Genomic DNA, 21,007 nt, shown 5'->3' with positions numbered 1-21,007 from the left:
TCGGCGGGGATTGCCCACCACCCTATCGGAAGCTCCGCACCAGGTCGAGGCCCTGCTCCGTCCGGCTGAGGTACCAGGTGAGGGCCTGGCCATCCACCACGCGCACCTCCGCTCCCGGGAAGCGCCGCTGCAGCTCGGCCTGATGGCGGCGGTTGAAGCGGTAGGGCTCGGTGGGGAGGAGGATCAGCTCGGGCGCGAGGGCCTCCAGATCGTCGTCGGTCAGCGTCGGATAGCGGTCCGGACCGACGGGCGCCAGGCCCCCCGACCGAAGGAGATCGCCCACGTAGGTGTCGGGCCCAGCGCTCATCCAGGGATCCTTCCAGATGAGGGCCAGGGTGCGGGGGCCCTTGCGGCGGCGTCCCTTCAGCGTGGCCTCCAGCGCCGAGGCGCGGGCCTCGGCGGCCTCGACGGCGCCGAGGCGCTCCCCCAGTTGGCGCAGGGCGCGCACGCAGTCCTTCACGGTCCGGATCTCCAGGGCCATCCAGGGGATGCCCAGGGTCGTGAGGGCATCCGCGACCTCCTTCGGGTTCTCGTCCCGCTCGAGGATCACCAGGTCCGGCGCCAGATCGCGGATGCGGTCCAGATCCGGGTTCTTGGTGCCGCCCACGGCCGGCACTGTGTTGCGGATCCACCTCGGCTCGATGCAGTACCGCGTGCGCCCCGCCAGCCGCGCCGCCAGGCCCCACTGGACCAGCAGCTCCGTCACCGAGGGCACCAGACTGACGATGCGCTGGGGGCCAGACATGCTCCGGGGGGACCGCCTGCTCGCGTCGCTCGCGATGTCCCCCCGGGCCCCCGCAGGCTCTTCAGGCAGAGCCTGATGATCCTGCCTGGCGCCTCCTGATCGGGGCAGGGGCACCGCAGGGCGCAGCGCGCTCGGCCCAGGATCTACCGTCAGCCTCACCCCCAGGTGCGGATCCTTCATCTGCCCCAGCCCCGTGGGGCAGAGGTCCAGCAGGGGGCAGGCGGCGCAGTCCGGGCGGCGGGCATCGCAGGTGCGGCGGCCGTGGAAGATGAGCTGGTGGTGCAGCTCAATCCAGTCCTCCCGGGGGAAGAGGCGGCAGAGGTCCGCCTCCACCTTCTCGGGCGTGGCGGCCTTCGACAGGCCCAGGCGGCGCGCCACGCGGAAGATGTGGGTGTCCACGGCCAGGGCGGGCACGCCGAAGGCGTTGGCCAGGACGACGTTGGCGGTCTTCTGGCCCACGCCGGGCAGGGCGCCCAGCTCGGCCGGATCCGAAGGCACGCGGCCGCCATGTTTCGCCATCAGCGCCTGTCCGAGTCCGATGAGGTTCTTCGCCTTGTTGCGGAAGAAGCCCGTGGACTTGATGAGGCCCTCCAGCTCCTCAGTGCGCGCCGCCGCGAGGCTGGCCGCATCGGGGTAGCGGGCGAAGAGGGCCGGCGTGGTGAGGTTCACCCGGGCGTCCGTGCACTGGGCGCTGAGGATGGTGGCCACCACCAGCTGGTAGGGGTCACGGTGGTCCAGGGCGCAGCGGGCATCGGGGTAGGCGGCGCGCAGCCGCCGCTGGAGTTCACCGGGGTCGGGTCGGGAGGCGCGCATGGGACCAGGATAGGGTGGTTGGCCCGCCGGATTGTTAAACTAGGGGTTGAGGTGCCGCATGCCCACCACGCTCACGGGGAAGCTCGACTGCCAGGAGACCGCCCGGCACTACCTGGACCTGGTGCGCTCGAACGTGAAGAAGCTCGGGTTCTCCCCGGGCCTCGGCGTGATCCTCGGCAGCAGCGACCCTGGCAGCGTCACCTACCAGCGCTGGCTCATGAAGGATTGCGAGGACCTGGGCATCAACGCGGCGGACCTGCGGGTGGAAAACGGCATGCAGCTCGTGAAGCTCCTCGCCCGCCTGAACCAGGACGACAAGACCCACGGCGTGTTCATCTTCTATCCCCTGCGCTACCCCGAGATCAAGGATGACGAGGTGATGGACCTGGTGGACCCCGGCAAGGACATCGAGGGCCTGCACGCCATCAACATCGGCTTCCTCACCAAGTACCGGAAGCGCCTGGATGACGGTTCCCAACACCGCTGCATGACGCCCTGCACCGCCCGGGCCATCGTGAAGACCCTCAAGCGCGGCTTTGGCGACGGCTGGATGGCCGGTAAGACCGTGCTCGTCATCAACGACAGCCTGCGCATCGGCCGTCCCCTCACGGCCATGGTGGCCAACCTCAAGGGCACGCCCATCCTCTGCCATGCCGCCACCAACCCGACCCACCTCGAGGGCTTCGTCCGCATGGCCGACGTCATCGTGAGCGCCGTGCCGGCCCCCGGCTACCAGATCCGCACGGACTGGATCAAGGACGGCGCCCTCTGCTTCGACCTCAGCGGCGACGGCAACTTCGACTACGAGGCCCTGGACCGCCGCGGCATCCTCTACACGGACACCACGAAGAACAGTGTGGGCAAGGTCACGCGGGCCATGGCCCTGCTGAACCTCACCTACGCGGCGGGCGTGGAGTAGGCCTCCGCCGAGCCTCCTATCCTGGCCCGACGTTCCCGAGGTTCCCATGCGCTCCGCCGCCGGTCTCCTGGTCTGTCTCAGCCCCTTCCTCCCGGCCCTGGCCCAGCCTGCGCCGGCGGGCCCGGGCACCCTGACGGCGCCTCCCGCCGCGACCACGGACCCGGTGCCCTATGACTTCCAGCGTCTCGTGGTCCGGAAACGGGCCGGTTCGCCCCCGTACCCTCCCCTGGCCCGCTTCTCGAACCTGGAGGGTGAGGTTCTGCTGCGGCTGACCATCTCGCGCTCCGGATGGGTGGAGCGGGCCGAGGCCCTGGAGGGCCCCAGGCTGCTTCGCGAGGCCGCGGCGGCCTACCTCCAGGCCTGGACCTTCCAGCCCGTCCTCGTCGACGGGACACCCGCACGGGTGCAATGTGACCTGCGGGTGCCCTTCCATCTCGGCGCCGCGCCAGGCGCGGCCCACCCCTCGGCGCCGCCATCCAAGGTGGTGGTGGAGGTGGCGCAGAACTCGACGGAAGGACCGGCCGTCCTCGAGACCGACCGCCTGGAGGCTGAGCTCGGGCGCTTCTTGGACCATAGTGGCCTGACCCGGGTGGCGCCCTTGGAAGCGGGACCGCAGGACGCCTTCCACCTTGGGCTGCAGATCCAGGTCGTCCGGGCGGAGGGCCTGGCCATCTGCCAGGTCCGAGCGCGTTGCTCGCTCTGGGAGGACCGGGACCTGGCCGAGAACGAGCCCGGAAAACCGCCCCACATCGCCTTCTTCAACCGGGTGATTGGGCAGAAGGGCGATGCTGGCCTCCAGGACCTGGTCGCCGGTGTGCTCAGGCAGGGCCTGGACGAGGTCCTGGCGCCTCCGGCCCCGATCCGGGAGGTCAAGGCGGCCGCGAAACCATCGACACCCGCTCCCGCCTCCGCCGCGCCCGCGCAAAAGGCCGGGGGCGTGGTGGACTTCGACTTCAGCCAGATCCGCGTGAAGCGCCAGCCGCCCGCGCCGCCGTACCCGACCGCGGCGAAGCTGGCCCGCGTGCAGGGCACGGTGGTGCTGGACCTGATCATCGATCCGCAGGGCGAGCCCGTCCGGGCCGAGGCGCGGGAAGGGCCGGTGCCCCTGCTGTTCACCGCCATCGGCTACGCTCTGGCCTGGCGGTTCGAGCCGGCCAAACTCAACGGGGTGCCGCAGTATGCCCGGTTCCGCCTGACGATGCCTTTCCGGCTCCGCTGAAGGCCGGGCCGGAATTCAAAATCGGGCGGTGAGGGCCAGCCCCAGGGCGCTCCGCCGGCGGGGCGTGATCCCGTCGGTGAAGGGTCGCTCCAGGTGCTCGCCTTCGAGGCTGAGGGCCCAGGCCGGGTGGAAGGCCCAGCCCACGCGGAGTCGGGGGCCGAGGAAGGCGCCCTCGCCGGGCGGGACCTCCACGATGGCGCCGAATCCCACGAAGACCGCGTTGGCGGTGGCGTTGGCGTCCATGACGAACCGCAGGCTGGTGTCGCCGTCGTCCCAGTGCCGGGCCCCGAGGCCGACGCCCAGGTGGAAGTGCGCAAAATCGCCCTGGTCCCGCACCTGGAGGTCGGTGATGGGAACGGTGAATTCCGCGGCGGTGGCTTTGGGTTGGCGGATCACCGACACCATGGCCGTCTGGGCCTCCAGCGGGAGGGCGGAAAGGATGAGGAGAGGGATCCAGCGGCGCATGTCCCGGTTACTGCCAGGGGCGCAGGCGGGTTAGGCACTCTTATCGGGTCTGCCATTCCTCAGCCAGCATCCCGTACACCGCATGATCCACGTAGCGGCCCACGAGGCGTTCGGCCTGGCGCAGGGTGCCTTCGTGGCGGAAGCCCAGGCGCTCGGGAATGGCGCGACTGCGGCGGTTGCGGACGCCGGCCCGGATCTCCACGCGGTTGAGCTTGAGGGTGTAGAAGCCGTGGCGGGCCAGGGCCGACACGGCGGCGGTCATCAGGCCGTGGCCCTCGGCCTCCCGGGCCAGCCAGTAGCCGATGCCTCCGCTGCGATTGGCCGGATCGAGCCACACGAAACCCGCCACGCCCACCAGGTCATCCTTCCACCAGAGGCCGAAGGGCAGGGCCGTGCCCGCGCGCGCCTGAGCCCGCACCCTCAGGATGTAGGCGCGGGAATCCTGCACGCTGCGGTTGTCGTCGGGCCAGGGAAGCCAGTGGCGCAGGCGGTCCCGGTTGGCGTCCACGAGCGCGAACAAGGGGCGCGCGTCGCGCAGGCACAGAGGACGCAGCTCCAGGGCGCGCCCGGCCTTGATCGCCTCCGGCATCGCGACCCTCACTTGCCGGCGGGATCGAGCTGCGCCGCGGCGCGGCCAGCCCTCCACAGGACCAGCAGCTCATCGAGCAGGGCGCCGAACTGCTCCAGGCGCATGGCGTTCGGGCCATCGCTGAAGGCCTTCTCCGGGCAGTCGTGCACCTCGAAGAAAAAGCCGTCCACCGCCGTGGCCGCGGCCCGGGCCAGGGTGGGGATCATCTCCCGCGCGCCGCCGGTGGCTTTGCCCAGGGCGCCAGGCTTCTGCACGCTGTGGGTGGCGTCGAAGATCACGGGACAGCCGGTCTTGCGCAGGTGCGGGAAGCTCTGGAAGTCCACCACCAGGTTGCCGTAGCCGAAGCTGGAGCCGCGCTCGGTCACCCACACGGGGCCGTGGCCGGGCACGGACTGCAACTTCTCCACGCCGTGCTGGAGGTCCCAGGGGGCGAGGAACTGGCCCTTCTTCAGGTTCACGGTGCGGCCCGTGGCCGCGGCGGCCAGGAGCAGGTCCGTCTGGCGGCAGAGGAAGGCGGGGATCTGGAGCACGTCCACGGCCTGGGCCGCGGGGCCGCACTGGCTGCTCTCGTGGACGTCCGTGAGCACGGGCACGCCGTAGCGGCTGCGGATCTCCGCCAGGATGTCCAGGCCCTCCTCCATGCCCGGCCCCCGATGGCTGTCCCGGCTGGTGCGGTTGGCCTTGTCGAAGCTGGACTTGTAGATGAAGGGGATGCCCCGGGCCTCCGCCAGGTCCCTCAGGCTCGACGCCATCAGGTGGGCATGCTCCCGGCTTTCGATGACGCAGGGCCCCGCGATCAGGAAGAAGCTCTGGCCGGTGAAGGGTCGGGCGAAGTCCATGTGCACCTCTGCCTGCATTTTACCTCGACCTGGGCCATTTACGGGTTGTCATCCGTATTGCCGAACCTTCTAGCACAGTGTTCAATGATTCTCATCAACCCCATTTCCGGAGTCCAGCATGGCGAAGACGTTGATGGAAGACGATCTGAACCGGCGCCTGGTGGCCCTGCTCCAGCAGGAAGGCCGCATGAGCCACGCGGAACTGGCGGAGCGGCTCGGCGTGAGCCGCCCCACCATCATCGACCGCGTGAAGCGCCTGGAAGCCGACGGCATCCTGGCGGGTTACGCCGCCCGCGTGGCGCCGGCGGCCGTGAACAAGCCCAACGTGGCCTTCGTGGCGGTGCGCTACAAGGACAACAACGAGGCCATCGAGCAGCGCTTCATCAAGGCGCTGGAGGATGAGCCGGACATCCTGGAGGCCCACACGGTGGCCGGCGAGGACGCCCTCATGCTGAAGGTCGTGGCGGACACGCCGGCGGGCATCGCCGAGCGCCTGCGCCGCATCCGCGCGCTGGGTCCCATGGTGACCACGCGCACCACCATCGTGCTGGAGACCCACTGGGAGAAGGCCGGTCCCAGTCCCTTCCCGGCGGGCGACACCGCGGGGAAGAAGGCCAAGAAGTGATCGCGCGAACCCCCGAGCCGCCCTACCTCGCCGTCATCTTCAGCAGCCAGCGCACCCCGGGGGACCAGGGCTACGGGGCCATGGCCGACCGCATGGTGGAACTGGCCCGCGCGCAGCCCGGCTTCCTCGGCGTGGAGAGCGCCCGGGATGCCGAGGGCTTCGGCATCACCGTGTCCTACTGGAAGGACGAGGCCTCCATCGCCGCGTGGAAGGCGCATGCCGAGCATGCCGTGGCCCAGCGCCTGGGCCGGGAGCGGTGGTACGGATCCTTCCACCTGCGGGTCTGCCGCGTGGAGCGCGAAGCGGGCATGGGCACGCCCTGATGCTCGCCTGGCTCGCCTACCTCACCGTGGCCGTGGTGTGGGGCTCCACCTACTTCGCCATCGCGCTGGGCCTGGAGTCCTTCACGCCCTATGGTCTGGTGGCGGCGCGCTTCTCCCTCGCGTCGGTGCTGGCCCTGGCGGTGGGGCGGCTGCGGCGGGAGCCCTGGCCCCCGGCCCGGGAAGTGGGCCACCTCATGATCGTGGGGGCCCTGCTGCTGGGAGGCTCCAACGCGCTGGTCTCCTGGGCCGAGCTGCACGTCTCCTCGGGCCTGGCGGCGGTGCTGGCGGCCCTGGTGCCCCTGTGGCTGGCGGTCTTCTCCATGGCGAAGCAGCCGCTGGGCCCCAAGGGCTGGATGGGGCTCCTGCTGGGGCTGGCCGGTGTCTGCGTACTGGTGTGGCCTTCGGGCGGCACGCGCGTTCACGCGGGCGGGTTGGCGGCCCTGGTGGCGGCGCCCATCATCTGGTCCTGGGGCACGCTGCACGGCAAGCACTTCGTCCACGGCGGCGGGCTGCTCACCAACGTGGGCATCCAGATGGCCACCGCCGCGGTCATCGGGCTCACGGTGGCGCCCCTCACCGGCGGGTTCCTGCGGGGACCGCTCACCCACAAGGCCGTGGGGGCCGCCGTCTACCTGGCCCTGTTCGGCTCCATGCTGGCCTTCTCCGCCTACGTCTACCTAGCCAAGGCCTGGCCGCCGGCGAAGATGGGCACCTATGCCTACCTGAACCCGGTGGTGGCGGTGCTGCTGGGGAGCCTCATCCTCCATGAGCCCTTCGGCCGGCGCCAGGTCCTGGGCATGGCGATCATCCTGGGGGCGGTGGCGCTGGTGCAGCTGCGGCCGGCGACTCCCGGGGCCGCGGAGGGCTGACGGGGCGGGGAAAGCCGGGAATGGCCTCGAGGTCGTGGAAGAGCTTCCCTTCGATCTTGCGGAGGGAGGCCTGGAGCTGGCGCTCCCGCTTCGCCTGCTCGGCCGGGGCCAGGGCCCCCAGCTCCCGGCGGGCCCACAGCACGTAGTAGGTCTCCTCCCAGAGCGGCTTCCCGGCGTCGGCGCGGAGGAGCTTCGCCTCCACCACCGCGGGGCTGGACCAGCGGCCCATGAGCACCGAGCCGCCGATCCAGAAGGCGCTCTCCTCGAGCAGCTCGTAGGCCCCGAGGCCCACGGCCAGCCGCGGGTCGTGGGCCAGCACGCCCACCCCCACGCCCCATCCCACGCCGCTGGCGATGCCCCAGGCGATGTACTTGGTCCGCACCTCGCCCAGGCTGGTGATGGTCAGGTCCAGGCGCAGGTCCGAGGCAGGATCCAGGCGCAGGCTCCGGGCCGCGGCCTCGGCGCGCAGGTCGGCCTCGAAGGCCGCGCGCTGGGCTTCGAGGGCGGCCCTGCGCGACTCGGGCGTGTCGGCCTCTCCGTCGGGCTCTTTCAGGCGGGCGAGCTTCCGGCTGTGGTCTTCGACGTGGACCGCCAGGGCCAGCGCCGGCCCGCCGGGTTCCGGCCGCAGGTCGGCCAGGGGCGAGCGGCACGCGAACCCCGCCAGCGCGAGGGCCGCGGGCAGGAGGGCGCGGAGCGTCATGCGGCGGGGCTCTCCTTCAGCAGCTTCCAGGCGACGGCCGCCAGGACCAGCACCGCGACCCCCGCCACCCAGGGCATCCAGGGCCGGGCGCGCTCGTCAGCGCCGACCCGGCGGGGAAGGCCCTGGGGATCGGGCTCGCTGGCGCCGAGGGTCAGGGGGGCGGCGGCGGTCAGGACCTGCAGGGAGGGCAGGGCGCCCAGGCTGCCGGGGGCGGGCTTGGCCGCGCCCCCCAGGTGGAGGACGTAGGCCTGTCCCGCCTCCACGGGGAAGATCAGGGTCTGCCGCCGCACCAGGGCCCGCACCTGCTGGGGCGTGGCGCCGTCGGGCAGGGTCAGGGTGACCGTCTTCGCCAGCGTCGGCGCGAGGGCGATGCGGCTGGAGCGCGTGCCCAGGGCCGGGAGGTTCCAGACGAGGTCGGTGCCGGTCCAGGTCTGCGCCATCGTCTGCGCCATCCCGGGCCGCTCCGTCTCGGCATGCTCTCCCACCCGGACGTCCGGCGCGAGGGGCGCGGCCGGCGGCGCCAGCACCAGGTCGAGCCCCACGATGCGCTCCGTGTCGGGCAGCGTCAGCCGCCAGGTTCGCGGCCGGCCCGGCTCCGGGGCGAGGGCGCCCTCGAGGGCCAGCTCCGCTTCCAGGGCTTCGGGCCGGGTCTCCGCCCGCACCGAGAGGCCGCGGATGCGCGGGGCTTCCCCCTGCGTGGCCACCAGCGCCAGGCGATAGCGCTGGCCGTCCCAGGGGAGGTGGAGCGTCTGCCGGTGGCCCGAGGGCGACAGGTCGTAGAGGTGCGTGGCGACGGGCGCATCGTAGGCGATGAAGGCGCCGCCGTCGCCCTCGTCCTCGCGTCGCCGCTCGGCCCTCACCTGGGCCACCCAGGGGGCATGTCCGTCGAGGTCGAAGTCGAGCTCCAGCGTCTCCCGCTCGCCCACCCGCCAACCATCAGGGAGCTTCAGCGAGAATTCGGCCGTGGGGCGGCCTTCGGCGTCCCGCCCGGTCAGCAGGTGGTCCAGGGCCAGGGTGCGGGATTCCCAGAGACCTTCGCGGGCCTCCAGGAAGGGGACGCTCCGCCCCTCCGCATCGCCGATCCAGGCGCCCTTCAACTGGCGCTGGGCATCCGCGTCCAGGGGCAGGCGCGCCCACCCGCTGGCGGCCGGCGCCGGGATGGGCCGCTGGCGCAGGGCTGCGGCGTCCTCGCGGGCGCAGGCGAGGCCGAGCAGGAGGAGGCCCAGGGGAGCGATTCGTCGGATGGAGGTCATGCGTTCCCCTCGGGATGGTGCCGGTGGGCGAGGATGGCGGCCGCCATGCCGATGGCGCCCACCCCCAGGAAGGCCAGGGCGCGCAGGGGGGTGTCGGCGCGGTCGAGATCCGACACGATGAGCTTGAAGCTGGCGATCCCCATCCAGGCGTAGCCGGCGGCGAGGAGGGCGCGGCGGGCCGTGTCGCGCTGGCCCAGGCCGCGCATCCACTGCCAGGCACCGGACAGGGCCCACACCAGCGTCATGGCGATGGAGGCGGCGCGGGAGGGCCCCCAGGCGGCCGGGGCGGGGGTCTGGAGCCACTGCACCAGCCGGGCCGCCTCGAAGGCCAGGGTCACGTTGGCCGTCACCTCCAGAGCGAGGAACGAGACCAAGCCCAGGGGGCCGCCGCGCCGCGTGAGCAGGAACCAGGCGGCGGAGGCCAGGGCGCCTTCGACGAAGGCGGCATGGAGGAAGGGCACCGATCCGCTGCCATGGAAGAACAGGCTGTCCAGCCCGTGGAACGCCCAGCGGAAGGTGGTGAGCAGCGCCATCCCCGCTGCCAGCCAGCGCAGGGCGGTGGCCTCCTGCGCGAACTCGCCCTCCTCGGCCTTCCGGGAGGCCCAGGCCAGACCCAGGGCGAAGACGCCCCAGAGTGGGCCCACCCAGCGCCAGGCCAGGGCCACGGGCACCGCCAGGGCTAGATGCCCCGCCGCCAAGGCCAGCAGCCCCCAGTCCGCCTGGCGCCCGCCCAGGCGCCGGCGCAGTGGCTTCACGAGGGCCAGGTTCAGGGCGGCGAGGATGAGCACCGGCGCGGCGAAGGCCTCGGGCGCGAGGTCCAGACGCTTCCACACCAGGCCGCCGTACGTGGTGGCCAGGATCGAGGCGACCAGCCAGAGCACGGTCGGCGTGCCCGGCTTCTCCTCCCGTCCCGGCAGCCAGGCCCAGCCTCCGGCCAGGGCCAGATGGAGGGCCAGCAGGCCCGCCAGCGCTGGGGCATCGGCCTTCAGCACCTCGGTGCAGGCGGGGAGCAGCAGGAGCCAGGTGCCGATGAGCGCCGTCCAGCGGGCGCCGTGCCAGGCCTCCCCGGCCTTGGCGAGGTAGGGCACCGCCAGCGCCGCGGCCATGAGCACGGCCAGGTAGACCGCCAGGGCCACCTCGTGGTGCCCGCCCTGGCTGAAGACCAGCGGCGCGGCGAGGCCGGAGACCAGGGCCACGGTCAGGGCGCCGCCGCTGCGGCCCCGGGCCGCCAGGCCGCCGGCCACCAGCGTGACCAGGGCCGCGGCCACCAGGCCCAGGGTGGCGGGGTAGAAGTGGTAGGCCATGGCCCCGGCCCGGAAGGTGAACTGCAAGGTACCCAGGCCCGCCAGGAGCAGGGCCACACCCAGGCGGCGCCCCTCGCCGAGGATGAGTCTCCCCGCGGTGCCAGCGATGGCGGCGCCGACCAGCAGCCCAAGGGCGAAGCGCAGCTCGGCCCCGAGCCACCCCTGCTGGATGGCCCAGTGGAAGAAGAACGTGGCCCCCACGAGGAAGAGGGAAGCCGCCGCGCCGGCGATCCAGACCACCGGGGAAATCGGCTTCCGGGGCGCGGCGGCGGGCACCTTGCGGGGCCTGGGCGCGGCGGGCGGAGGCGCGGGCGCCTGCTGGCGCTGGAGGAGCCAGGCCACCTGGGCCTCCAGGCGGGCCACCCGCTCGGTGAGATCCGGTGAGGCGGACTGATCCTGCGGAAGCTCGGCCATGAGATCTCCATACGGAAGCGTATGGAATCATGGAATGGCGGTTCCGGCCCTGTCAAGCGGCCCGATCTTCCCGGCAGGTCAGCCGATGACGCGGTCCCGGCCCTCGGCCTTGGCCCTGTACAGGGCCTTGTCGGCCCGGGCCAGCAGGCGCTCCAGGCTGTCCGCGGGACCCTCCCAGGTGGCCAGGCCGACGCTCAACGTCACGCGGTCGTTCTTGGGAAGGCCCGGCAGGGGCTCGAGGACCACCTGCTCGCGGAGCCGTTCCGCCAGGGCGCGGATGCCCTCCAGCTCGGTCTGGGGCCCATAGGCCAGGAACTCCTCGCCGCCGATACGGCCCAGCTGGTCCACCTTGCGCAGGGCGAAGGACATGCGCTGGGCCATGACGCTGAGCACCTGGTCGCCCGTGGCGTGTCCGAAGCGGTCGTTCACGGCCTTGAAGTGGTCCAGATCGATGAGCATCACGGACAGGCTCTGTCCGAAGCGGCCGCACTGATCCACCTCGATCTTGAGCATGTCGAGGATGTGGCGCCGGTTGAACAGGCCCGTCAGCGGGTCGCGGATGGCCTGGTGGTAGAGGCGGAGGCGGGAGTCCTCCAGGGTGAGGAGGCGGCCCAGCTCCTCGTTGGCGATCTCGAACAGCCGCTCGTACTCCTCGACGGAGCGGCGCTCGGCGAAGAAGCCCAGGGCGCCCACGGCCGGGTAGCCGGGCATGAGGGCGGGCATCACGCGCATCACCGGGTCCCGGAGGGTGCGGCGGCGCTCGTCCCCGTCATCCACGGGGTGCCAGCGGCACTCGGCCGGGACCCCGGAGGGCGAGAGCTGTAGGAGGGCGGTCTCGAGGGCCCGGCGGTCCTCCTCGCTGGCCGACGTGCCGTGGGCGCCGTGGCAGACCGTGCCCTCTTCGCCCATGTAGGAGACGAGGATGGCCCCGGGCAGCACGAGCTCCTGGAGGATCTCGATGAACCCGCGGATGAGCCGCAGCGTGTCGTGCTCCACGGTGTAGAGGCGGGAGATGGAGTCGCGCAGCGCCGTCTCCACCACGCGCTGCTCCAGGGCCATGGCCAGGCGGCGCTGGATGGCGTCCACGCCGAAGTTCTCCTGGGCGAGCCGGGGGGTGCCGGGAAGGGGCCGCAGCCGGTCGGTCTGCTCCACCAGGGAGGTGGCCGCCTCCACCACATGGTCGAGGTCCCGCCCCTTCACGAGGAAGCGGTCCGCGCCGCAGGTCTTGGCCCAGAAGCGCGCCAGACCCACGCCCTGGGCCGTCAGCAGGAGCACGGGCAGGTTGCGCGTGGCCCGGTCGTCCTTCAGCAGGCGGCAGAGCTGGTAGCCATCCAGCAGGGGCATGACGCAGTCGCTCACCACCACGTCCGGGCATTCGGTGGCGAGGACGATGAGGGCCTCGGCGCCGTTCTTGGCTTCCAGGGTGGTGTGTCCGTGCCGCTGGAAAAGGTGATGCAGGAGGCTCAGCTGGATGGGATTGTCGTCCACCAGGAGCACCTGGAGGGTCTTGGTGGCCTTGGCAGCGGCAATCGTCATGGGTCCAGCGTCAGGTGGTGGGGGAAAGCCGGATGAGGGCGGAGGTAGGGACCTTCCCGGGGGCCAGGCATGGGATGCTGGAGGGGGAGGCTGCCCCATGATGGCCACCGTCGGGTGGAAAGAACAGAGAAAGGTGAGTCCGTGGATGCACCCCTGATCCTGGCCCTGGGCCGGACCTGGCTCCGGGAACGGAGCGAGCTCCCCGTCGAGGCCGTCTGGGCCTCGAACCGGGCCCTGGGCCTGCGCTGGGCGGGCCGGAAGGCCGCCGAGGGCTGGGTGCTGCTGCTCCAGCCCAGGCCCGAACTCTGGCTGCTGGACACGGGCCATCCCGCTTGGGCGCGCCTTCAGGCCGAGGCCCCGAAGGACAGCGGGAAGCTCTGGGGCCCCTGGCTCCAGGGGGCGAGGCTGAAGGCCGTGGAGGGGGATCCCCGGGAACGCTGGCTGGGCCTCGTCTTCCAACGACGAGCCATCACGGGCCGCCTGGAGACCGTGCGCCTGGCCTTCCAGGCCATCCCCGGCCGGGCCGGCATCCGGGCGGACGGCCTGGACACCCAGATCCCCCGCTTGGGGCTTGGCTCGCCCTTCCCCGCTGCGGCGCCGGCGCCCTCCGAGGATCCGCCCCCGCTCCGTCGCTGGCGGGAGCGCTGGGGCGCGGACCTGGAACGGGCCCTGGCGGGGGAGATCCCCGAGGTCCTGGAGGGCGATGGGGGCCTGCTGGAGCGGCATCACGCCTGGTCCGAGGGACGTGCCGAGGCGCTGATTCTGGCTCCCGCGAAGGCCGCGGCGGAGCGGAAGCGCCTGGCGGAGGTCGCGCGCATGGACCGCCTGGCCCAGGCCCTGGCCCGGGACCGGGCGAAGCACGAGGCCGTGTTGCCCCTCAAGGTCCAGGCCCAGCGCCTGGCGGCAGAGCTCTACCGCCTCAAGGGGGCCACGGGCGAGGCCGTGCTGCTGGACGGGACGCGCGTGTCTCTGCCGGAAGGACGCCTCGCCGAAGACGCTGCCCAAGCCTGGTTCGCCGCGGCCAAGAAGGCGGAGCGGGGTTTGGCGCGGGTGCGGGAACTGGAGGCGGAGTTGGCCCGCGAGCGGGCCGCCTGGGCGAAGCGGTTGGAAGCCGAGGCCGCGGGACTTGCGCCGGAGCCGCCCCTCGCGCGACAACTGGGTGCGAAGGGGAACGCGAAAGATTCGGCGAAGGGCAAGGGGACGAAGCGGATGGGCGGAGCGGAGGTGAAACGCAAGGATGGCAAGGGCACTGCCTTCCGCAGCGTCATGGTGGACGGCTTCGAGGTGCTCATCGGCAAGGGCGATGCGGAGAATGACCAGCTCACCTTCAAGGTGGCCGACAACACGGACTTCTGGCTGCACGTGGCCAGCGTGCCCGGCAGCCACGTGGTCATCCGCAATCCCGACAAGCTGAGCGAACTGCCGCGTCACGTGCTGGAGCGCGCCGCCGAGCTGGCCGCCTACCACAGCAAGGCCCGGGACGGCGGCAAGGTGGAGGTCCATCTCGCCCGCATCGCCGACATCAGCAAGCCCCGCGGCTTCGCGCCGGGCAAGGTGATCCTTAAAAAATGGGTGGGGATCCGGGTCTATCCCAAACCCTGAGGGCCCAAGCTGTGAGGGGCTACTCCGCCTTCACCGCGAAGGGCTTGAAGCCCGCCTTCTTGAGCTTCTCGGCGGTCTTGTCGATGGCGGCGCGGTCCGCCGATTTGGCGAGGCGCACCTTCAGATGGCCCTTGTCCTTGAGGGTGGTGGTGGCGAAGCCAGCGGCCTTGGCCTTGTCGGCTACACGCTTGGCCTCGGCCGCATCGGAGGTGGACACGAGCTGGAGGGTCCAGGCGCCGCTCGCGCTTGGCGCGGCCTCGGACCTGGGCTCAGCCTTGGGCTCCGGCTTGGGAGCCGTGGCGTCCACCCGCGGGGCCGCCACGAACTTGTCCGGACTGTCGCCCTCGAAGATCTTGAGCTGATCCACCAGCGGCTCGGGAAGGTCTCTGAGCTCCTCCTCCACGCCTTTCTGGGCGGGGCGGCGCAGGGCGGCGCCCTGCTTGCCAACCTGCACACCCAGGACGAAGGCCAGGGTGACCAGGCCCACGCCCACACCCGCCACCCAGAGGATGGATTGGCTGCCGATGCTGATCTGGTCGCGCTGGGTCATCGTCGTTCCAGCCTAACGCCTTCGAGCAGCGCCGCGAACTGGGCGCCCGAACTGGCGGGGGCGGTGACGAGGGCGCGGTCCGCAGGCTCCAGCAGGGCCGCCGCCAGCAGCTGGCCGCCGGAGCCGCCGAACTCGCCCCAGAGGGCCTTGGGGAAGCGGGCCGCGGGCCAGTCCGGATGGGCGGCGGCCAGGCGGGCCTCGAGGTCGTCGAGCCGGCCCAGGCCGTTGCTGCCGCCGATCCAGCGCGTCGGAGCGGCCTCACCGAGGGCCTGTGTCGATGCCTCGGCCAAGGCGCGGGCCCGGGCCTCGATCCCGTCCCCCGGCGTGGATCGCGAGGCCAGGGCCCGCAGGACGGCCCGGGGGCGGGCGCCCCGGGCCTCGGCCCGGTCGCGCCGCTCCAGCAGGAAGGCCTGGGCCCCTTCGCCCGGCAGGAAGCCCCGGCCGGAGCCGATCTCGGGATGGCCGTGGCGGGCCAGCAGGCGGGCGCCGCAGCAGATGTCGAGGAGCAGGGGGAAGAGGCCATCTGCTCCCAGGACCAGCGCGGCATCCGCCAGGCCGGCGCGCAGCCAGCGGGCCGCCTGCTCCAGGGCCGCGAGGGCGGCGCTCTCCCGGTCCACGAAGGTGGCGCTGGGGCCCTTCAGGCCAAAGGCCAGGGCCAGGTGGCCGCTGGCGGCATTGGCCACGGTGTTGGGGAAGAGCAGGGGCGAGGCCCCGTCGGGCCCCCGCTGGAGGTAGGGCCGCATGAAGGCCTCGCTGGCCTCGCTGCCGCCGGTCATGGTGCCCACGGCCACGGCGATGCGGTCGCCCACCGGTTTCGGATCCAGGCCCGCGTCCCCGAAAGCCTGATGCGCCGCGACCCACGCAAAGCGCGAGACGCGATCCAGGCGCCGCAGCTGCATGGGCGGGATGATGCCAGCCGGGTTGAACGCGGCGCAGGCCGCGCCCCGGCCGGCGCCTAGGGACTCGGGCAGATCCGAGAAGCAGGGTGTGCCGGACGCAAGGTTGGCCCGGGCGGCTTCGACGCCATCTCCACAGGGGAGCACCAGGCCGAGGCCCGTGATGACGAGATCGGCTGGGTGGCTCATGGTGATTCGCATTCAAAGCGGGAAAGAGCTGGTCGCGGAAGCCACGGAAGAAAGCTGGAAGACACGGGAAAAGGCACGGGGCGTCCACTCCGAAAGCGCGGGCTGTATCCCGGGGGCGCCAGCGCCGCGCTTTGGGACGCGGTCCAGGCGCCCCCGGGATCACTTCCGGCTGCGCCGGAAGCCGCCTTCGGCGGGCCCGCGCGACGAGCGACACAGCCCCTTCCGTGTCTTCCGTGGAATTCCGTGTCTTCTGTGTTCCGCTTTTCTGGCGCAGAGGCCGTGCAGCAAGAAAAGAATCGGGCTGAACCGCTTGCGTGTGTCATGCGCCACCCCAGCGGGCCAGCAGCAGGCTCACGTTGTTGCCGCCGAAGGCGAAGGCATTCACCAGCGCCGCGCGGATCCGGCGCTGCTTCGCCACCAGGGGCGTGCAGTCCAGGTCGCAGGTCGGGTCCGGGTCCTCCAGTCGCAGGGTGGGGCTCACCACCTGATCGCGCAGGGCCAGGATGGTGGCGGCGGCCCCGAAGGCTCCGGCGGCGCCCAGGGTGTGGCCGAACTGGCTCTTGGTGCTGGTGATGGACACGGCGTCGGCGGCCGCGCCCAGGGCCCGGCGGATGGCCAGGCACTCGGCGCCGTCGTTGGCGGGGGTGGCTGTGCCGTGGGCGGAAACGAGGTCCACCTCGGCGGGATCCAGCCGGCCCGTGCGGAGGGCCATGGCCATGGCCCGGGCGGCGCCCTCGCCTTCGGGATGGGGCGCCGTGGCGTGGTGGGCGTCCATGCTGGCGCCGTAGCCCAGCACTTCGGCGTAGATGGTGGCGCCCCGGGCCAGGGCCCGGTCCAGGGGTTCCAGCAGGATCTGCACGGCGCCCTCGCCCAGGTTGAGACCTGCCCGGTCCCGGCTGAAGGGGCGGCATTTCTGGGCATCCACGGCCTTGAGGCTGGAGAACCCGGCGTAGGTGGTGCGGCAGAGACCCTCGGCGCCGCCGGCCACGGCCAGGTCCAGCTCGCCAGCGGCCAGGCGCTCCCAGGCCTGGCCCAGGGCCAGCAGGCTCGAAGAGCACGCGTTCATGACGGTGGCGCGGGGGCCTTCGGCGCCGAGCCCCCGGGCGAGGGCATCCGTGACGGTGCAGGGGCTCTGGTAGGCGGACTCCGCGGCCCGACCGCGACACCCGGCCAGCCGGTCGTTCAGGTAGGTCTCGGCCACGGGCAGGCCGCTGGTGCCCGCCCCCTGGAAGACGCCGATGCGGGCCGGGTCGCCACCGGGCTGGAAGCCGCCAAGCGCCTCCGCCAGGGCTCGCAGTGCGGCGACCTCGCAGAGGGTCTGGTGCCGGAGGGGTTTCAGGGCCACCTGGCCCGCGATCTGGGCCGGTTCCGCCGGCAGGTCCAGGCGGGAGAGGGCCCCCAGGCCGTCCCCTCCGGCGAGCATGGCGGACCAGGTGCCTTCGCGGTCCAGCGCCAGCGAACTCACGATGCCCAGGCCTGTGACCACCACGCGGTTCATAGGCGCTTCACCAGAAGGGTCGCCGTGCAGAGGTCGCGCCCTTCGCAGCTCGCCGTGCCCTGCAGGCGCATCAGTCCGGCGAAGGCGCCCTCCGCGGCCACCTCCAGGCGCAGCCGGTCCCCGGGAAGGGCCGGGGCAAGGAACCGGGCGTCCCGCACGCCCGCCAGGAAAATGGACGCCCCGTGGAGGGTCCCGGCCTCCAGGAAGCCGCCGGCCTGGGCCAGCATCTCGAGCAGCAGGGGGCCGGGGACCTGGGCGCGCCCGTCGGGATGATCCTGGAGGTAGGGTTCGCTGGCCGTGATGAGCTTTTCGGCCACCACCCGCAAGCCTGGCTCCCGCTCCAGCAGCCGGTCCACGAGGAGCAGGGGCGCGCGGTGCGGGAGGTGGGCCAGGATGTCCATGGGCGGGACGTCAGGCCTTGGCGTGCTCGGCGATGAAGTCCGTGAGGGCCTGGACGGACTTGAACGCCCGCATGCCCGCGGCCTCGTCCTCGATCTTCACGCCGAACACCTGCTCGATGCCCAGCACGAGTTCCAGGGCGTCGATGGAGTCGAGCCCCAGCCCTTCTCCGAAGAGGGGGGCCTGGTCCTCGATCTGGTCCGGGGTCAGGCCCTCAAGCTTCAGGCGCTCGATGATCATCTCTTTGACGCGCAGCTTGAGGTCGCTCATGACAATCCCGGCAGATCAGTGGAAGTGGTGATTCTATCCTCAACCCGGGGGCCCGGTGGGGTTGTGATATTGGCACGGTTTCGGGATCCGCAAAGGGCGCTAAGCTGGATTCTCGCGGAACCCTCCGCCCGAGAGCGCCATGGCCCAACCCGTATCGCCCTTCCTGCCGGTCCTGATCCTGCTGCTGGTCGCCGCCGTGACGGCCGTCGCGATCTTGTTCCTCTCCGGCAAGGCGCTGGCGCTGCTCAAGCCCCGCAACCCGCAGGAGGCCAAGCTGCGCCCCTACGAGTGCGGCGTGCCCATCCAGCAGCCCGGGGCGCGGCACAAGTATTCCGTGCGGTTCTACCTCACGGCCATGCTGTTCATCCTGTTCGACGTGGAAGCCGCCTTCCTCCTGCCCTGGGCCGTGACCTTCAAACAGGCCCTGTGGACCTTCGCGGCCATGCTGAGCTTCATGGCCACCCTGCTCGTGGGCTTCATCTACGCCTGGGGCAAGGGCGCCTTCGAGTGGGAGCACTGACCATGGCCGAGATGAACATCAACGACGCGGTGGTGACCACCCGCCTGGACGCGGTGGTCAACTGGGGCCGCAAGAACAGCCTCTGGCCCATGCCCTTCGGCACCGCCTGCTGCGCCATCGAGTTCATGAGCATGCAGGCGTCCAAGTACGACATGAGCCGCTTCGGCGCCGAGGCCATGCGCTTCAGCCCGCGCCAGAGCGACATGATGATGATCCTGGGCACCGTCACCAACAAGATGGCGCCCGTGTTGCGCACCATCTACGCCCAGATGGCCGAGCCCAAGTGGGTGATCTCCTTCGGCGTCTGCGCCAGCTCCGGCGGCATGTACCGCACCTACGCCACCCTCCAGGGCGTGGACCGGGTGATTCCCGTGGACGTCTACGTCCCCGGCTGCCCGCCCCGGCCCGAGAGCATGCTCTACGGCGTGATGAAGCTGCAGGAGAAGATCGAGAAGGAATCCCTCTCCATGCGCAAGGACCACATCGCGCGGTTCTACGAGAGCCTGGCCCGGCAGGACGCGCTCCAGGCGGAAAAGGGCCTCACGGGCCAGCAGACCATCCGCGAGATGCTGCTGGACGCGGCCGAGCACGGCGCGGGCACGATCTTCTAGGCGGGATGGACCATGATCATCGAGCACATCGACGCACAGCTGCCGGGCGCCATCACCGACCGCCACGACTTCCGGGGCGACCAGACCATCGTGGTGGCGAAGGGGAACCTCCTCGCCCTGGTGGACCTGCTCCACCGCGAGGGCTTCCAACTCCTCGTGGACATCACGGCGGTAGATTGGCCGGAGCGTGAGGAGAGGTTCGACGTGGTCTACCACTGGCTCAACCTCGCGAGCCAGGAGCGCCTGCGGGTGAAGGTGCCCGTGGCCGACGGCGAGACCATGCCCACCCTGACCGGCCGCTTCAAGACCGCCGACTGGTTCGAGCGCGAGGTCTTCGACCTCTTCGGCATCCGCTTCGAAGGCCACCCCAACCTGAAGCGCCTGCTCACCTGGGATGACTTCCAGGGGCACGCCCTTCGGAAGGACTTCCCCCTGGATGGCGGCGATCCCTTCTGCATGGAAGGCTGCACCGCTCCCTACAACAACGGCGAACGGACCCGGGGCTGAGGACGCTATGACCATGGATTCCATCGCCCTCTCCCGACAGCAGCTCGACGGCGATCACATGATCGTCAACTTCGGGCCCTCGCACCCCACCACGCACGGCACCCTGCGCATCGTCCTCGAGCTCGAAGGCGAGACCATCATCCGCGCCACCCCGGAGATGGGCTACCTGCACCGCGGCGTGGAGAAGCTGGGCGAGAGTCTTAGCTACCAGCAGTTCATCCCGCTCACCGACCGTCTGAACTACTGCAGCTCCATCATGAACAACGTGGGCTACGCCTGCGCCGTGGAGAAGCTGCTTGGCATCGAGATCCCCAAGCGGGCCCAGCAGATCCGCGTGCTGGTCTCCGAGCTGGCCCGCATCGCCGACCACATCGTCTGCGTGGGCGTGAACGCCGTGGACATCGGCGCCTTCACCGCCTTCCTCTACCTCTTCAAGCAGCGCGAGACCGTCTACGACCTCTTCGAGATGGCGGCGGGCCAGCGCCTGCACACCAGCTTCACCCGCATCGGCGGCCTCTTCCGCGACATTCCCCCGGAGTTCGTGCCCCTGACCGAACGCTTCCTGGTGGAGTGCGAGGCGGCCGTGGACGAGTGCGAGCGCCTGCTGACCCACAATCCCATCTGGTACGACCGCACCAAGGGTATCGGCGCCATCAGCCCCGAGGACGCCGTGAACAGCGGCTACACGGGCCCCTGCCTGCGCGCCGCCGGCGTGCCCCAGGACCTCCGCAAGGCCCAGCCCTACCTGGGCTACGAGACCTATGACTTCGACATCCCCGTGGGCACCACCGGCGACGTGTTCGACCGCTACCTGGTGCGCATCGAGGAGATGCGGCAGAGCCTGCGCATCATCCGCCAGGTGCTGGACCGCCTCGAGCCCGGGCCCGTCATCGTGGACGACTACAAGGTGGCCCTCCCGCCCAAGGAGAAGGTCTACACGCGGATGGAGAGCCTCATCCACCACTTCAAGCTCATCATGCACGGCATCGACATGCCAGTGGGCGAGGTCTACAGCGCCACCGAAGCCGCCAACGGCGAGCTGGGCTTCTACATCGTGAGCGATGGCGGCAAGAACCCCTATCGCATCCGGGTCCGTCCTCCCTGCCTGCCCATCTTCAGCAGCTTCGAGGAGCAGGTGAAGGGCTGCCTGATCGCCGACGCCGTCGCCGTCCTCGGCGCTATGAACGTCATCGCAGGCGAGCTCGATCGCTAAGAAACCACAGCCTGTAACGGCACAAGCGCCATGAGGACGAGCGCAGCGAGTCCCACGGTGCCGCAGGCACCGCCCGGAGGGCGAGGCGCGGAGCGCCGAGTGAGCGTCATCGCAGGCGAGCTCGACCGCTGATCGGAAC

The 21,007-nt window shown here is 71.3% G+C and carries 23 protein-coding genes; 10 read left to right on the top strand and 13 right to left on the bottom strand.

All coding sequences use genetic code 11. The annotated features are described in order from the left end of the window. Positions 1–22 precede the first annotated feature (22 nt). Positions 23–1,558 carry an endonuclease III gene (gene nth, locus MLE64_RS11345; RefSeq protein ID WP_243317836.1) on the bottom strand — a complete coding sequence of 512 codons (1,536 nt, stop codon included), beginning with the start codon at positions 1,556–1,558 and terminating at the stop codon, positions 23–25. 58 nt (positions 1,559–1,616) lie between these two features. On the opposite strand from nth, the gene MLE64_RS11340 reads away from it, so the two are divergent. Both MLE64_RS11340 and MLE64_RS11335 read left to right on the top strand, forming a co-directional pair. Next, positions 1,617–2,477 (top strand): bifunctional 5,10-methylenetetrahydrofolate dehydrogenase/5,10-methenyltetrahydrofolate cyclohydrolase, encoded by an 861-nt coding sequence (locus MLE64_RS11340; protein ID WP_243317835.1) that lies wholly within the window; start codon positions 1,617–1,619, stop codon positions 2,475–2,477. A gap of 46 nt (positions 2,478–2,523) precedes the next feature. Further along, positions 2,524–3,696, top strand: coding sequence for an energy transducer TonB (locus MLE64_RS11335; RefSeq protein ID WP_243317834.1), 1,173 nt, complete (start codon positions 2,524–2,526; stop codon positions 3,694–3,696). A gap of 15 nt (positions 3,697–3,711) precedes the next feature. Here MLE64_RS11335 and MLE64_RS11330 read toward each other — a convergent pair whose 3' ends face one another. From MLE64_RS11330 to kdsA, 3 genes are read right to left on the bottom strand one after another with little or no spacing between them, the layout of a single operon-like run. After that, entirely contained in the window at positions 3,712–4,161 is a 450-nt protein-coding gene (locus MLE64_RS11330; protein ID WP_243317833.1) for a hypothetical protein, read from the bottom strand. A gap of 40 nt (positions 4,162–4,201) precedes the next feature. Continuing rightward, positions 4,202–4,750, bottom strand: a complete 549-nt coding sequence (locus MLE64_RS11325; protein WP_243317832.1) for a GNAT family N-acetyltransferase — start codon at positions 4,748–4,750, stop codon at positions 4,202–4,204. 8 nt (positions 4,751–4,758) lie between these two features. Further along, complete coding sequence (kdsA, locus tag MLE64_RS11320; RefSeq protein WP_243317831.1) at positions 4,759–5,589, bottom strand: 3-deoxy-8-phosphooctulonate synthase; 831 nt, start codon at positions 5,587–5,589, stop codon at positions 4,759–4,761. A 118-nt stretch (positions 5,590–5,707) separates the two neighbouring features. On the opposite strand from kdsA, the gene MLE64_RS11315 reads away from it, so the two are divergent. From MLE64_RS11315 to MLE64_RS11305, 3 genes are read left to right on the top strand one after another with little or no spacing between them, the layout of a single operon-like run. Further along, positions 5,708–6,214 (top strand): Lrp/AsnC family transcriptional regulator, encoded by a 507-nt coding sequence (locus tag MLE64_RS11315; protein WP_243317830.1) that lies wholly within the window; start codon positions 5,708–5,710, stop codon positions 6,212–6,214. Further along, positions 6,211–6,537 carry an antibiotic biosynthesis monooxygenase family protein gene (locus MLE64_RS11310; RefSeq protein WP_243295046.1) on the top strand — a complete coding sequence of 109 codons (327 nt, stop codon included), beginning with the start codon at positions 6,211–6,213 and terminating at the stop codon, positions 6,535–6,537. Before MLE64_RS11315 ends, MLE64_RS11310 begins: the two co-directional genes overlap by 4 nt. Further along, positions 6,537–7,406 carry an EamA family transporter gene (locus tag MLE64_RS11305; RefSeq protein ID WP_243317829.1) on the top strand — a complete coding sequence of 290 codons (870 nt, stop codon included), beginning with the start codon at positions 6,537–6,539 and terminating at the stop codon, positions 7,404–7,406. Before MLE64_RS11310 ends, MLE64_RS11305 begins: the two co-directional genes overlap by 1 nt. On the opposite strand, the gene MLE64_RS11300 is transcribed toward MLE64_RS11305, so the two are convergent. The 4 genes from MLE64_RS11300 to MLE64_RS11285 form a co-directional block, all read right to left on the bottom strand. Continuing rightward, the gene (locus MLE64_RS11300; protein WP_243317828.1) at positions 7,342–8,106 is read right to left on the bottom strand and encodes a hypothetical protein; all 765 of its coding nucleotides are present in this window, start codon (positions 8,104–8,106) and stop codon (positions 7,342–7,344) included. The genes MLE64_RS11305 and MLE64_RS11300 overlap by 65 nt on opposite strands. Then, positions 8,103–9,359, bottom strand: coding sequence for a hypothetical protein (locus tag MLE64_RS11295; protein WP_243317827.1), 1,257 nt, complete (start codon positions 9,357–9,359; stop codon positions 8,103–8,105). Before MLE64_RS11295 ends, MLE64_RS11300 begins: the two co-directional genes overlap by 4 nt. Further along, on the bottom strand, positions 9,356–11,077 hold the full coding sequence (locus MLE64_RS11290) for a DUF2339 domain-containing protein (RefSeq protein ID WP_243317826.1): 1,722 nt from the start codon (positions 11,075–11,077) through the stop codon (positions 9,356–9,358). Before MLE64_RS11290 ends, MLE64_RS11295 begins: the two co-directional genes overlap by 4 nt. A gap of 78 nt (positions 11,078–11,155) precedes the next feature. Further along, positions 11,156–12,613 carry a GGDEF domain-containing response regulator gene (locus MLE64_RS11285; RefSeq protein WP_243317825.1) on the bottom strand — a complete coding sequence of 486 codons (1,458 nt, stop codon included), beginning with the start codon at positions 12,611–12,613 and terminating at the stop codon, positions 11,156–11,158. Between the two features lie 141 nt (positions 12,614–12,754). On the opposite strand from MLE64_RS11285, the gene MLE64_RS15965 reads away from it, so the two are divergent. Further along, complete coding sequence (locus MLE64_RS15965; RefSeq protein ID WP_243317824.1) at positions 12,755–14,215, top strand: NFACT RNA binding domain-containing protein; 1,461 nt, start codon at positions 12,755–12,757, stop codon at positions 14,213–14,215. Between the two features lie 19 nt (positions 14,216–14,234). On the opposite strand, the gene MLE64_RS11275 is transcribed toward MLE64_RS15965, so the two are convergent. From MLE64_RS11275 to MLE64_RS11255, 5 genes are all read right to left on the bottom strand, one after another. Further along, positions 14,235–14,765, bottom strand: coding sequence for an SPOR domain-containing protein (locus tag MLE64_RS11275; RefSeq protein ID WP_243317823.1), 531 nt, complete (start codon positions 14,763–14,765; stop codon positions 14,235–14,237). Continuing rightward, positions 14,762–15,850 (bottom strand): beta-ketoacyl synthase N-terminal-like domain-containing protein, encoded by a 1,089-nt coding sequence (locus tag MLE64_RS11270; RefSeq protein ID WP_243317822.1) that lies wholly within the window; start codon positions 15,848–15,850, stop codon positions 14,762–14,764. Before MLE64_RS11270 ends, MLE64_RS11275 begins: the two co-directional genes overlap by 4 nt. A gap of 319 nt (positions 15,851–16,169) precedes the next feature. After that, the gene (locus MLE64_RS11265; RefSeq protein ID WP_243317821.1) at positions 16,170–17,348 is read right to left on the bottom strand and encodes a beta-ketoacyl-[acyl-carrier-protein] synthase family protein; all 1,179 of its coding nucleotides are present in this window, start codon (positions 17,346–17,348) and stop codon (positions 16,170–16,172) included. Continuing rightward, positions 17,345–17,749, bottom strand: a complete 405-nt coding sequence (locus MLE64_RS11260; RefSeq protein ID WP_243317820.1) for a 3-hydroxyacyl-ACP dehydratase FabZ family protein — start codon at positions 17,747–17,749, stop codon at positions 17,345–17,347. The genes MLE64_RS11265 and MLE64_RS11260 overlap by 4 nt, the downstream gene beginning before the upstream one ends. A 10-nt stretch (positions 17,750–17,759) precedes the next feature. After that, positions 17,760–18,017 (bottom strand): phosphopantetheine-binding protein, encoded by a 258-nt coding sequence (locus MLE64_RS11255; protein WP_243295036.1) that lies wholly within the window; start codon positions 18,015–18,017, stop codon positions 17,760–17,762. Positions 18,018–18,156: 139 nt separating this feature from the next. On the opposite strand from MLE64_RS11255, the gene MLE64_RS11250 reads away from it, so the two are divergent. Genes MLE64_RS11250 through nuoD form a run of 4 tightly spaced genes read left to right on the top strand, consistent with a single transcriptional unit; the run spans position 18,157 to position 20,868 of the window. Then, entirely contained in the window at positions 18,157–18,537 is a 381-nt protein-coding gene (locus MLE64_RS11250) for an NADH-quinone oxidoreductase subunit A (RefSeq protein ID WP_243317819.1), read from the top strand. A 2-nt stretch (positions 18,538–18,539) separates the two neighbouring features. Then, positions 18,540–19,148: an NADH-quinone oxidoreductase subunit B gene (locus tag MLE64_RS11245; RefSeq protein WP_243287228.1), complete on the top strand. Its 609-nt coding sequence runs from the start codon at positions 18,540–18,542 to the stop codon at positions 19,146–19,148. A gap of 12 nt (positions 19,149–19,160) precedes the next feature. Then, positions 19,161–19,655 (top strand): NADH-quinone oxidoreductase subunit C, encoded by a 495-nt coding sequence (locus MLE64_RS11240; protein ID WP_243317818.1) that lies wholly within the window; start codon positions 19,161–19,163, stop codon positions 19,653–19,655. 58 nt (positions 19,656–19,713) lie between these two features. Beyond that, positions 19,714–20,868, top strand: a complete 1,155-nt coding sequence (gene nuoD / locus MLE64_RS11235; RefSeq protein ID WP_423748256.1) for an NADH dehydrogenase (quinone) subunit D — start codon at positions 19,714–19,716, stop codon at positions 20,866–20,868. Positions 20,869–21,007 lie beyond the last annotated feature (139 nt).

The organism is Geothrix paludis, from assembly GCF_022808815.1.
Lineage (GTDB): Bacteria > Acidobacteriota > Holophagae > Holophagales > Holophagaceae > Geothrix > Geothrix paludis.
This window is presented reverse-complemented; position numbering and strand designations above follow the sequence as displayed.